At 46.8% G+C, this 12,746-nt stretch carries 10 protein-coding genes; 4 read left to right on the top strand and 6 right to left on the bottom strand.

Features of this window, described 5'->3' with window-relative positions; all coding sequences use genetic code 11:
- Positions 1-93 precede the first annotated feature (93 nt).
- The 5 genes from ACLIIY_RS14505 to glnA form a co-directional block, all read right to left on the bottom strand.
- Entirely contained in the window at positions 94-2,640 is a 2,547-nt protein-coding gene (locus ACLIIY_RS14505; RefSeq protein WP_434527809.1) for an EAL domain-containing protein, read from the bottom strand.
- A gap of 112 nt (positions 2,641-2,752) precedes the next feature.
- Positions 2,753-4,156 (bottom strand): nitrogen regulation protein NR(I), encoded by a 1,404-nt coding sequence (gene glnG / locus ACLIIY_RS14500; RefSeq protein WP_009707980.1) that lies wholly within the window; start codon positions 4,154-4,156, stop codon positions 2,753-2,755.
- Between the two features lie 60 nt (positions 4,157-4,216).
- Positions 4,217-5,263 carry a nitrogen regulation protein NR(II) gene (gene glnL, locus ACLIIY_RS14495; RefSeq protein ID WP_434527808.1) on the bottom strand — a complete coding sequence of 349 codons (1,047 nt, stop codon included), beginning with the start codon at positions 5,261-5,263 and terminating at the stop codon, positions 4,217-4,219.
- Positions 5,264-5,393: 130 nt separating this feature from the next.
- Entirely contained in the window at positions 5,394-5,975 is a 582-nt protein-coding gene (locus ACLIIY_RS14490) for a DUF4124 domain-containing protein (RefSeq protein WP_434527807.1), read from the bottom strand.
- Between the two features lie 197 nt (positions 5,976-6,172).
- A complete protein-coding gene (gene glnA, locus ACLIIY_RS14485) occupies positions 6,173-7,582 on the bottom strand; it encodes a glutamate--ammonia ligase (protein ID WP_005434524.1) in 1,410 nt (469 codons plus the stop codon).
- A gap of 529 nt (positions 7,583-8,111) precedes the next feature.
- Here glnA and typA point away from each other — a divergent pair.
- Together typA and ACLIIY_RS14475 are read left to right on the top strand one after the other, a co-directional pair.
- The gene (gene typA, locus ACLIIY_RS14480) at positions 8,112-9,941 is read left to right on the top strand and encodes a translational GTPase TypA (RefSeq protein ID WP_005434522.1); all 1,830 of its coding nucleotides are present in this window, start codon (positions 8,112-8,114) and stop codon (positions 9,939-9,941) included.
- A 74-nt stretch (positions 9,942-10,015) separates the two neighbouring features.
- The gene (locus ACLIIY_RS14475) at positions 10,016-10,570 is read left to right on the top strand and encodes an AAA family ATPase (protein ID WP_434527806.1); all 555 of its coding nucleotides are present in this window, start codon (positions 10,016-10,018) and stop codon (positions 10,568-10,570) included.
- An 89-nt stretch (positions 10,571-10,659) separates the two neighbouring features.
- On the opposite strand, the gene ACLIIY_RS14470 is transcribed toward ACLIIY_RS14475, so the two are convergent.
- Complete coding sequence (locus ACLIIY_RS14470) at positions 10,660-11,301, bottom strand: DUF2959 domain-containing protein (protein ID WP_038893771.1); 642 nt, start codon at positions 11,299-11,301, stop codon at positions 10,660-10,662.
- Between the two features lie 35 nt (positions 11,302-11,336).
- On the opposite strand from ACLIIY_RS14470, the gene ACLIIY_RS14465 reads away from it, so the two are divergent.
- Both ACLIIY_RS14465 and dtd read left to right on the top strand, forming a co-directional pair.
- Positions 11,337-12,281 (top strand): virulence factor BrkB family protein, encoded by a 945-nt coding sequence (locus tag ACLIIY_RS14465; RefSeq protein WP_005434515.1) that lies wholly within the window; start codon positions 11,337-11,339, stop codon positions 12,279-12,281.
- The gene (dtd, locus tag ACLIIY_RS14460) at positions 12,253-12,687 is read left to right on the top strand and encodes a D-aminoacyl-tRNA deacylase (RefSeq protein WP_005434513.1); all 435 of its coding nucleotides are present in this window, start codon (positions 12,253-12,255) and stop codon (positions 12,685-12,687) included. Before ACLIIY_RS14465 ends, dtd begins: the two co-directional genes overlap by 29 nt.
- The last annotated feature ends 59 nt before the right edge of the window (positions 12,688-12,746 follow it).

The following is a 12,746-nucleotide window of genomic DNA, read 5'->3' as shown; positions in this document are numbered from 1 at the left end:
AATACATGGGGAAGATTTGCAGTTAAGTATAAATAACAGTTAGGTAGATTGTCAGTAGAGGATGACTAGGAATTCAACGATTTCCGTTGTTTTCTACTTCATGTTAACCAAATGTGTTGGCCACTCTTCCATCGGCATAGGGCGGCTGTAATAGAAGCCTTGCACTTGATCACATCCAAGCGAGCTGAGCAATTGTGCTTGCGCAGCGGTTTCTACCCCTTCTGCCACAACATTGGTTTTCATGCCCTTGGTAATGTTGATGATCGCAGCAACCACAGAGCTGTCTAGATTCTCTTTGGTCAGGCGATTAATAAAGGTGCGATCTATCTTCAAGCAGGTAAACGGCAACGCATGTAAGTAAGCTAACGACGAGTAACCTGTGCCGAAGTCATCAATTGCAATGCCCAGCCCCATCTCTCTTAGCTTGAGAAGGTTATCCAACGTTGTTGGTGCACTGTCGATGATGCGCGACTCGGTGATCTCTAACGTCACGTTGTTCGCTGCAAGGCCAGTTGTGTGCAGAACTTTCGCAACGGACTCGACGAAGTTAGGGCTCGACAATTGATGAACGGACACATTGACGTGCAGTTGGAAGTCATGCGGCCATTGCTTATTGTCGATGGCTTTACGAGTGTCACTACAAGCTTGGAAAAGGATTTGCTGACCAATGGTTTTGATCATGCCGCTTTCTTCTGCGATAGGGATGAAGTCGAGTGGTGAAATCATGCCAGATTCACTGTGCCAGCGAGCCAATGCCTCCGCGCCACAAATGTTACCCGTTGCAAGGTCAATGATCGGCTGATAAAAAGGCACAAACTCTCGGTTATCAATACCCGTCTGGATTTTCGCCAGCATCTGAGTTCTGAATTTAGAAGCACTCGCCATCTCAGGACTGTAATGGCAAACGCTGGTACGGGAATCCTGTTTGGCATAGCTGAGCGCAATACTGGCGTTACGCAGCCATAGCGACATAGTTTGCTCTGGTTGTGTGCGAACGACACCAACAGAAATTTTGACGACAACGGTTTCACCATCAAGCATAAATGGCGCTGCCAGCAGCTGTTGTAGGCGTCGCTCCATCAAACTGATGTCTTCATCTGAGTGTGTCGTTGGCATGAATACCGCAAATTCATCACCACCAATTCGAGCGAGTGTCGCTTCATCATGAAGTTGCTGTTTGAGTCGCTCTGCAATATGAATCAGCAGCTGATCGCCATTGTGATGGCCGATACTGTCGTTGATATCCCTAAATTTGTTGATCCCAATAAGATACAAGCTACCTTGGCTCGAATGAGTCAACGTTTCGCTCACTTCTATCAACCCTTGGCGACTGTATAAGCGGGTAAGAGAATCAAATTCAAGCTGTTCACGTAGTGCTTTAAATGAGGCTTTTAGATTTCCCTTCATTTCATTAAAGGCTTGTACCAGGACGGTAGTTTCGTACACGTAGCCCGGCTTAGGCATGGTGCTATCCCAATCCCCTTTGGCTAAATGCTGTGCGGCTGTTGCGGTGGCATTGATCGGGCGAGTAACCCGATTAAATATCAGCATGCTAATAACGATGCCAAACAAACTGACTAAAAAGCCGACTATCCAACTCTTTTGTTGGCTTTTCGGAAGCGTACCGAGTAGCTCTGTTTCTGAGATTGAAGTGCCAATAAACCAAGTTAAGCCATTGGCATCGTAGTACGGTGTGATGCGGCTAAAGGTACGTTGGCCATTAAAATCGAATTCGAATGTATAGGGTTGGTCGCTGTAAGCGAGTGATTGTCCACTTACACGTGCAGCGCTCATTTGAATAATCGGATCGATGCTTTCTTCTGCTAGTAGGCGCTGCCCTTTGTCTGAAAACTTTGTTCCCCATGAGATCACGCTGCCTTGCCCTGAATGAGCGACTAAGCGATGTGCTTGGTCCATGATGTAAACAGAGGCGTTGGTCTCTTGTTTAAGCTCTTGCAGGAACTGGTTGAAGGTATTAATGCGCACATCGGTTACCAACACACCTGCAAATTTACCCTGCTCAAAAACCGGGGTCATGGCAGATAGCGTAATGTCTTGGCGCTCATCAGCATTGGCGTAAATCGGTGACCAATGTGGCTTTTTATCTTGAGCAACAGGCTGATACCAAGGGCGAGTGCGTGGGTCATACGACGCAATAACCGTGCGAATGTCGTCACTGATTTCTTCACTGCCGTAAATCACTAAACTGCCATCGGTTCGGTGGTCTTGCACCATTAGGGTATAGGCGTCAGCTGACTCACGTCGAAAGCCGGTAAAGTCACCCGTTTCTGAGCCAAAGGCAATCACATCCAGTTGTGGCATCGAGTGGTACAGGTCTTTGAAGGCACTGAGCAGATAAGCTTGAACGTCTTTGGTGTCGTTTGGGTGGTAAAGGTTGTGATAACTGACATTATGCCCTAGAGCATTAACGGCAGTGAAAGGCTTGCGCAGGTAGTCATTGAGGTGGTCGTGAACACTCTCTGTGAGGACAGAAAGCTGTTTGTCACTGATGTCGGTGACGACTTCTTCGTAGCTCTGTTTTTGGACGTAGACAATCACACCGATAGCCAGCAAAAAAATCATCACAAATGGGATGAGAACAGCAGTGCGTAGTGTAATTTGAGTCGTCGCGTTTGACATTGCCTAGTCACATAAGGGGTGTCGTACCATAATTGTACTGACACTTAGGTTATCAAGCGAGCGAAAAAGTGTGCGCTTGATAACCATTTGTCAAACTCGTAACCATTCGAGATCAGTACAATTCTTTTAATTTCCGGGTTAGGGTATTGCGTCCCCATCCAAGTACTTTAGCGGCATCTTGCTTGTGACCTTTAGTGTGTTCTAACGCCGCTTCCAATAAAATGCGTTCAAATTCTGGCAAAGCGTAGGAAAGTAGTTCTTTATCCCCAGCTTCCAGCGCATGGCGTGCCCAATCCGCTAATTGTTCTTGCCAACTGCCGCTGGTGGCTTCGGTGACGATTTTCTTCTCTTCCAGCAGCTCTGCAGGCAAGTCACTTGGCAAGACTTCGCTACCGCTTGCCATCACAGTCAGCCAACGACAGATGTTTTCTAACTGACGTACGTTACCCGGCCAATCGAGACGGTTAAGAATTTCGACCGAAGAAGGGTGCAGTGTTTTGGTTTCGACACCGAGCTCATCAGCTGCACGAACCAAGAAGTGCTGTGTCAGCTTTTCGATGTCTTGCTTACGTTCTCTCAGTGCTGGGATCTGTACACGAATGACGTTTAAACGGTGGAATAAATCCTCACGGAAATCGCCTTCGTGAACCAGCTTTTCTAGGTTTTGGTGGGTTGCCGCCACGATGCGAACATCCACGCGAATTGGCGAGTGGCCGCCGACTCGATAGAACTGACCGTCCGCCAAAACACGCAATAAACGCGTTTGGATATCCAGCGGCATGTCACCAATTTCATCCAAAAACAGGGTGCCGCCATTGGCTTGCTCAAAACGACCTTGGCGAACGCTATTTGCACCAGTAAACGCGCCTTTCTCGTGACCAAACAGTTCCGATTCAATCAAATCTTTTGGGATCGCGGCCATATTGAGGGCAATAAAAGGTTTGTTGGCGCGCGGGCTGTGGCGGTGTAGGGCATGAGCAACCAGTTCTTTACCAGTACCGGACTCACCGTTGATCAGAACAGAGATCGAAGAACGCGATAAACGACCGATGGCGCGAAACACTTCCTGCATCGCAGGGGCTTCACCGATAATTTCAGGTGTGTCGGTTGGAATATCATCTGGTAGAAGTTGCTCGCGTTTGTTCTCTTGGCTATGGGCTATCGCACGCTCAACAAGCGTTAGCGTCTCATCAATATCAAATGGCTTTGGTAGGTATTCGAAAGCGCCTTTTTGATAAGCGTTCACCGCCGCATCCAAATCGGAATGCGCGGTCATGATGATTACGGGGAGATCGGGGTAATCACGCTGAACTTGCTTTAGCAGCTCCAAGCCATCGATACCGGGCATGCGAATGTCTGAGACCAAAACGTCTGGTACTTCACGCTCTAGCGCCATTAACACGCTTTCTCCGTCCGCATAGGTTTCGCATTTTATGTTGGCAGAGGAGAGGGTTTTCTCCATTACCCAGCGAATCGAACTGTCGTCATCTACGACCCAAACATATCCTTTACTCATGTAATAAATCCTTGCAGCAAAAGCCTAAAAACTGACGAATCGAAAAGCCATTTAATCAAGTCAGATTGGCAAATAAATTGTAAAAGTGGTGTGACCTGGCCAGCTCTCGACATCAATTTTGCCGTTGTGCTGGTCGATCAAATTTTGTGAAATAGACAAGCCAAGTCCCGTTCCGCCCTCACGGCCACTGACCATCGGGTAGAAAAGCGTGTCTTGTAGTTCTGGCGGGATACCCGGACCGTTGTCGGTGATCTCAACACGCGCCGCGAGTTTGCAACGCTGACCATGAATATTGGCTTGATGCACCGTTCTGGTGCGTATGGTTATTTTGCCATGCTCTTGGTGAGAGAGGATTTGCGCCGCATTGCTAACAATGTTGAGCATCGCCTGTTCGATTTGGTCTGCATCCATCAAAATCTCTGGCAAGCTCGGGTCATAATCGCGCTCAATCACAATCGAATGCTGAGACTCTAACTCAACCAATTGACGCACTTTTTCAAGCACTTGGTGTAGGTTCTCTTGGGTCTTTTTGCCCGGTTTTTGAGGCCCTAGCAAGCGATCGACTAATGCTCTCAAGCGGTCGGCTTGTTCAATGATGATGTGGGTGTATTCCGTCAAAGAAGGATCGGGCAGCATTTTCTCCAGTAGCTGTGCTGCACCGCGTAAACCGCCAAGTGGGTTTTTGATTTCATGTGCCAAACCACGCACCAAAAGCTTCGCCGCCTGCTGCTGAGCATGCTGATTGAGCTCTTGAGTGAGGCGGCGTTGTTGGTCAATCTTACGCATCTCAACCAACAGCATTAACTGCTTCTGCCATGTGATCGGGCTGACAGTCACTTCTAGCATCAAAGGGCGACCATCAACCACAAAGGTCACGTCACTGTCTGTGATGCTTTGTCCGCTCTGTAGAGGTTGCGTAAGTAGCGCGAGATCCAATGACGCATGCTGAATCAGCTGAGACAACGACTGCTCAACAATGCGCTTAGCACTTTGCGAGAACAAGAGTTCAGCCGCTGGGTTGGCGTAGCGCACGGCTAATCCATCATCGAGAATCAGCGTCGCTGTCACCATGTTATTGAGAATGGCACTGGAGAGACTAGTATCCACATTACGTCCTTGTTTGCGTTGTGATTGTGCGCTGCACTATATTGGTGCAATAGAACGTAAGTATGGCGAATAAACCTCAGAAGAAAAAGTGAAAAGCGCCATCAGAGTGCGGTTTTTTTCACTTAATATTCTACTTTGCCCCTTTAATGGTCGGCTTGATACTCGCTCTATGTAAATGCACCGTTATAGGGCTAGTAGATGCAATAAGCTTGCCGCTTCTTTTGGCTTGTACTGCAAGGGTGTGAGTTCCACGGTCGATGTTATTCAATTGCCATGTTAATCGGCTTTGTGGCGCCCCATATGGCTTGCCATCAAGAAAGAGTTGCAGTTGTTCACCAATGCCTAGCTTGCGGTTGGCTTCGAGTTGGATATTGATAGCGCCAGGGTTGCTGCGAATGGTTTCGTCATGCTGCGGTGTCAGCATGGATAAGGAGAGCGGAAGAGGCTTGTCTGCTTTTGGTTTCTCATCGGTTTGAGGTTCTGATGTGTTTTTGGCTTGAGGGGCGAGAGACTCGGTACTTTCTACTTTTGGTGCAGGCGCACTGGATTCTAGATTAGGTAGTGAGATGGCTTTTGCGCCTTGGTTTGGAGTATCGCTAAAATGCACCACGCCGTCTTTGTCGACCCAAGTATAAGCGACCTGAGCAGAGGCTGTTGTGGCGATCAGTAAGCCACTTAAGGCGCATAGCGATGGTAAAAGCTGAACTTTCATTGCTCACCTTCTTTTGATAGATGATTTCACGTTTGGATTGCTTAGCTCTTTGACCAATAAGGAAAAAGAGTTTGAGCGTATTTTAATTATCCCTCCATGTTAAACGCCCATATAGGGCGAGCGAATACAAAAAAGGCCCGCCTGCGAGGCGAGCCTAATATTTTGTTTCTGTGTTTACATTTTACACAGTTGAAACCTTATACAGAGTAGTAAAGTTCGAACTCAAGTGGGTGAGTTGTCATGTTTACTTTCTCTACGTCTTGAGCTTTAAGACCGATGTAAGAATCGATGAAGTCGTCAGAGAATACACCGCCTGCTGTTAGGAACTCACGGTCAGCATCTAGTTCATCTAGTGCGTCTTTCAGTGAGTATGCAACAGTTGGGATTTCTGCTGCTTCTTCAGCTGGTAGGTCGTAAAGGTCTTTATCCATCGCTTCGCCTGGGTGGATCTTGTTCTTAATACCGTCAAGACCAGCCATTAGCATTGCTGCGAAACATAGGTATGGGTTAGCCGCTGGGTCACCGAAACGAACTTCGATACGACGCGCTTTAGGGCTTGGTACCACTGGGATACGGATAGAAGCAGAACGGTTACGTGCTGAGTAAGCTAGCATTACTGGTGCTTCGAAGCCTGGTACAAGACGCTTGTACGAGTTAGTTGCTGGGTTAGCAAATGCGTTGATTGCGCGAGCGTGCTTGATGATACCGCCGATGTAGTAAAGTGCAGTTTCAGATAGGCCGCCGTACTTGTCACCAGCAAATAGGTTTACACCGTCTTTTGCTAGAGATTGGTGAACGTGCATACCGCTACCGTTGTCACCAACTAGTGGCTTAGGCATGAATGTCGCAGTCTTACCAAACGCGTGAGCAACGTTGTGTACAACGTACTTGTAGATTTGGATTTCGTCAGCTTTCGTTGTTAGCGTGTTGAAGCGAGTTGCGATTTCGTTTTGACCCGCAGTTGCTACTTCGTGGTGGTGCGCTTCAACAACTAGGCCCATCTCTTCCATTACTAGACACATAGCAGAACGGATGTCTTGAGATGAATCTACTGGAGCTACTGGGAAGTAACCACCTTTAACGCCTGGACGGTGACCTTTGTTACCTTCTTCGTAATCAGAACCTGTGTTCCACGCTGCTTCTACGTCGTCAATCTTGAAGAAAGAACCAGACATGTCAGTCGCGAACTTAACGTCGTCAAATAGGAAGAACTCTGGCTCAGGACCGATAAGTACAGTGTCTGCAATACCAGTAGAACGCATGAAGTCTTCAGCGCGTTTAGCGATAGAGCGAGGGTCACGGTCGTAGCCTTGCATTGTTGCAGGCTCAAGGATGTCACAACGGATGTTTAGCGTTGCATCTTCAGTGAATGGGTCAAGCACTGCAGAAGATGCGTCTGGCATCATAACCATGTCTGATTCGTTAATGCCTTTCCAGCCAGCAACTGATGAACCATCGAACATTTTACCTTCTTCGAAGAAGTCTGCGTCGATTTGGTGAGCAGGGATAGAGATGTGCTGCTCTTTACCTTTTGTATCAGTGAAGCGTAGGTCAACAAACTTAACTTCGTTTTCTTGGATCAGTGATAAAACGTTTTCTACTGACATCTTGGATAACCTCCAGTGTTAATAAAGCGGTAAGCTCGATTTATGAAAATTTGATTAAATCCAGCATTGATTAATCTGTTTGACATTTTATTAATCGATGCTGGTTTCTCTAAAGCCAAAACCGTGCCAAAAAAATTATTCCATTAATTTCAAGGAATTAAGTTTTTAGATACTAGTTTGGTGCAAACGTTTGCACCAAAATGATCTCTGAATGCACCATATTGGTGCTAATTTAAATTATTGCACCACAATGTGACAATCACGTTGCTTATCTAGCCCAGATTTTGAGCAAGAGTCAATTTGTAATAAGCAACGATTGGAATAAAATTGCGTTGAATCAATTCGAGTAACGGAAGAAAGTGGGCGCTAAGCGTAAAATTGATAGAAAAGCTAAGGAGTAGATCACATATTTCTAGGCTTTTTGCTAAAATCTGGTACATTATGGCCGTTTTTTTAATCAGCAAATGTCGCCAGAGAGCACCCGTTCTCGGCATGGGGGCATTTCATCTATCTAAGTGAATCAATATCCATGGCTACTCCACAGATTGATAAATTAAGAAATATCGCGATTATCGCGCACGTTGACCACGGTAAAACAACGTTGGTTGACAAGCTGCTACAACAATCAGGCACGCTAGAGTCTCGCGGTGAAGCTGAAGAGCGAGTCATGGACTCGAACGACATTGAGAAAGAGCGTGGCATTACCATTCTTGCTAAAAACACAGCAATTAACTGGAATGACTACCGCATCAACATCGTAGATACTCCGGGACACGCGGACTTCGGTGGTGAAGTAGAACGTATCATGTCGATGGTAGATTCAGTACTACTTATCGTTGACGCAGTTGACGGCCCAATGCCGCAAACGCGTTTCGTAACTCAAAAAGCATTCGCTCACGGTCTTAAGCCAATCGTTGTAATCAACAAGATTGACCGTCCTGGTGCTCGTCCTGATTGGGTTATGGACCAAGTATTCGACCTATTCGACAACCTAGGTGCAACTGACGAACAGCTAGACTTTAAAGTAGTTTACGCTTCAGCACTTAACGGTTGGGCTGCACTAGAAGAAGGCGAAACTGGCGAGAACATGGAACCACTGTTCCAAACTATCGTTGAAGAAGTAACTGCACCTCAAGTTGACCTAGACGGTCCTCTACAGATGCAAGTTTCTCAGCTAGATTACAGCTCTTACGTTGGTGTTATCGGTGTTGCTCGTGTAACTCGTGGTAGCGTTAAGCCAAACCAACAAGTAACAGTTATCGGTGCTGACGGTAAAACTCGCAACGGTAAAGTGGGCACAGTAATGGGCTACCTAGGCCTAGACCGTCACGAAGTTGAGCAAGCGAACGCGGGTGATATCGTTGCAATCACTGGCCTTGGTGAGCTAAAAATCTCTGACACTATCTGTGCACAAAACGCAGTAGAAGCACTACCTGCGCTTTCTGTTGATGAACCAACAGTAACGATGACGTTCCAAGTAAACACGTCTCCATTCGCTGGTAAAGAAGGTAAGTTCGTGACTTCACGTAACATCCTTGAGCGTCTAGAGAAAGAATTGGTACACAACGTTGCACTACGTGTTGAGCAAACAGACGATCCAGATAAATTCCGCGTATCAGGTCGTGGTGAACTTCACCTTTCTATCCTGATCGAAAACATGCGTCGTGAAGGCTTCGAGCTTGCTGTATCTCGTCCAGAAGTAATCATCAAAGAAGAAGATGGTCAGCTAATGGAACCGTTCGAGACTGTAACCATCGACGTTATGGAAGAGCACCAAGGCGGCATCATGGAGAACATCGGCCTACGTAAAGGTGAGCTGAAAGACATGTCTCCAGATGGTAAAGGCCGTGTACGTATGGACTTCGAAATGCCATCACGTGGTCTTATCGGCTTCCAAACTGAGTTCATGACACTGACTTCAGGTTCTGGTCTTCTATACCATACATTTGACCACTACGGCCCACACAAAGGCGGTAACATCGGTCAACGTGTTAACGGTGTACTAATCGCGAACGCGATGGGTAAAGCGCTAACAAACGCACTGTTTAACCTACAAGAGCGTGGTCGTCTATTCATCGGTCACGGTGTTGAAGTTTACGAAGGCATGGTTATCGGTATTCACAGCCGCGACAACGACCTAACAGTAAACGCACTGAAAGGTAAGCAGCTAACTAACGTTCGTGCATCTGGTACAGATGACGCACAGGTTCTTACTCCGCCAATCAAGATGACTCTTGAGCAAGCACTAGAGTTCATCGATGATGACGAACTAGTAGAAGTAACGCCTGAAAGCATCCGTATCCGTAAGAAATTCCTAACGGAAAGCGATCGTAAGCGTGCTTCACGTTCAGCAAAATAATCTGCTATAACGGATTCTATTAAGAAAAAACCCGAGTTTCGCTCGGGTTTTTTTGTATCTAAAGGAATGAGGTTATGAAGCCAATTGTTATTACGGGTGGTCCCGGAGCGGGCAAAACTACCTTATTGGATGCGTTGGGAGAGTTGGGTTACGCCACCTTTGCTGAGGGCTCTCGCACCCTGATCGAGCAGCAAAGTCAGTTGGACAACGGCGTCTTGCCTTGGACCAACCTACCTGAGTTTGCCAACTTATGCCTTGAGTTAATGGGCAAGCAAAAGCAAGAAGCGCTGAATCATCCGGTCGCTTTCGTTGACCGTGCTATCCCAGACATCGTGGCATACCTACAAGTAGGCGGTTGTCCTGTTGAGCAGGCATTCTTGACTGAGAGTGCTGGGTACCAGAGTAAGGTGCTTACTTGTCGGCCTGAGGCATCAATCTATGTTCAAGATGATGTGCGCCCACATAGCTTTGAAGAGGCGCTACAAATCCATCAAACCCTAGTCGATACCTATGTGGAACTGGGTTACGAAGTAGTCGAAGTACCATGGGGAAGTGTGGAAGAACGAGTGGCGTTTGTTCGACAAGTAATGGGCTTAGTGGTCGAGGTAGAAGGTGAGGAAGGTGATTAGAGCTCGGTAGGTATTCAGCTCACCGAGCGAAGAATTGAGTTTGGTCGCTAGATAGTAAAACCTCCTCACGAGGAGGAGGCTTTATCGAATTACTTTTGATTCAGCTGTTGTAAGAACTTATCTGACTCAGCAATCGCGGCATTCATTTGTTTGATTGCGTATTGGATGTCTTTCTCTAGGCTAGAGAATTCGCCTTTCAATGAGCCAATCGCACTCGCGTTCAAGTTATGCTTTAGATAAAGCGTGTTGTCACGCAATGTGTTCAATACTGGCGTCATCTTGTCTTCTGCACGCTTCATCGCGCTAAGCATGGTTTTGTAAGATGCTTTTGTCTCACGCAGTTTCTGTTCGCTAGAGCGACGCAGTTTCGCACTGGTGTACAGGTCTAATTCGCCTTGCCATTCCTCAAACAGAGCATCCGATACATCTTCAATTGCAGCAATGCGGTCACGCACATCTTGCGCCGCTTTTTCGCTGTCTTCGTATTTATCGTTAATGTTGTTGTAGACGCTTTCTAGCTCACCGCCGTCAAAGTTGGTCAAAGCAGAAAGGGCTTCTAGCGCGCTAGTGAACTCTTCTTGTGCGTCTTGTTGCGATTCTTTGGCGTCTTCTACGCGATCAACCATAATGTCACGTTTGTGGTAACCCACTTGTTCCATTGCTGAATAATATGCGGACTGACATCCTGTCAAAGTGAAAATTGATAGTACAATTGCTAATAAATAAGGCATTCTTATGTCCTCGACGCTAATTTATGGGATGAACTATGAACCAGTTATCAGAGAGTTACAAGGTGAGATTGAGCAAGCTCGTGCCGGGGAGCGTCGCGTTTTTCAAATATTTGCTCAAGCGTATGACGCACGATCGCGTTAACGTTAATGCAGGCTATCTAGCTTACATCACTTTGTTGTCTATTGTGCCAATGTTGACGGTACTTTTATCGATATTGTCGAAGTTTCCGGTGTTTGAGAATGTGGGTGAAACTTTGCAAGGTTACATTATTGACAACTTTGTCCCAGCTTCTGGAGATGCAGTAAGAACTGCGCTACAAGAGTTCGTCTCAAACACAGGCAAAATGACCGCCGTGGGTGGTGCTTTCTTGTTTGTTGCTGCTTTGATGCTGATTTCTAATATCGACAAAAACTTAAACTACATTTGGCGAGTGAAAGACAAACGTCGTCCTGTGTTCTCTTTCTCTATGTATTGGATGGTGTTGACGCTTGGCCCTATCTTAGTGGGTGCGAGTATTGCTGCAACATCCTATGTGACATCGCTAAAGCTGATTGAAAACGAAACCTTATCGGGCGCGTATAACCTGTTTTTACGTTGGTTACCTTTACTGCTGTCCTTCTTTGCGTTCATGGGGCTGTACTTCTTAGTGCCAAATAAAAAGGTTTATCTATCCCATGGCGCGGTTGGTGCTGCGATTGCCGCTGTGCTGTTTGAATTGAGCAAGAAAGGCTTTGCCTTCTACATTACCCAATTTCCGTCTTACCAGTTGATTTACGGTGCGCTCGCTGCGATTCCGATCCTGTTTGTGTGGGTGTATTTGTGTTGGCTGATCGTATTGATTGGCGCGGAAGTCACTGCTGCTCTAGGCGAAAGAGAGCACTGGAGTGACGACCTAGAAATGATACACTCGACCGCTGAATTGCAATTAACAGATGAAGGAAGCGAGAGTCGTGATAGCGCTAATTCAACGAGTCAGTGAAGCCGCCGTTCGTGTAGACGGTGAAGTTGTCGGTGAAATCGACCAAGGTCTACTTGTTCTACTTGGTGTAGAAAAGGACGATGATGAAGCAAAAGCAAAACGTTTGATGGAGCGCGTAACCACCTATCGTGTGTTTGAAGACGATGAAGGCAAAATGAACCTTAACGTCAAACAAGTGAACGGTAAGGTTTTGGTGGTGTCTCAATTTACGTTACCAGCGGATACCAAAAAAGGCACTCGCGCAGGCTTCTCTCGAGGCGCGCACCCTGCGGATGCAGAACGTCTGTATGACTACTTCTCTGACTTGTGTGAGCAAGAACTGCCAACACAACGCGGCCGCTTCGCAGCGGATATGAAAGTGTCATTAATTAATGACGGTCCAGTGACTTTTTGGCTACAGGTCTAATCTGGCAACCACAACATCATGGTCTAAGCTTTAAGCCCAAGTAAATTGAATTTGCTTGG

Origin of the sequence: Vibrio sp. K4 (assembly GCF_051122595.1) — a bacterium.
GTDB lineage: Bacteria > Pseudomonadota > Gammaproteobacteria > Enterobacterales > Vibrionaceae > Vibrio > Vibrio owensii.
The sequence above is the reverse complement of the archived record's forward strand: the minus strand, read 5'-3'. Positions and strand labels throughout refer to the sequence as shown.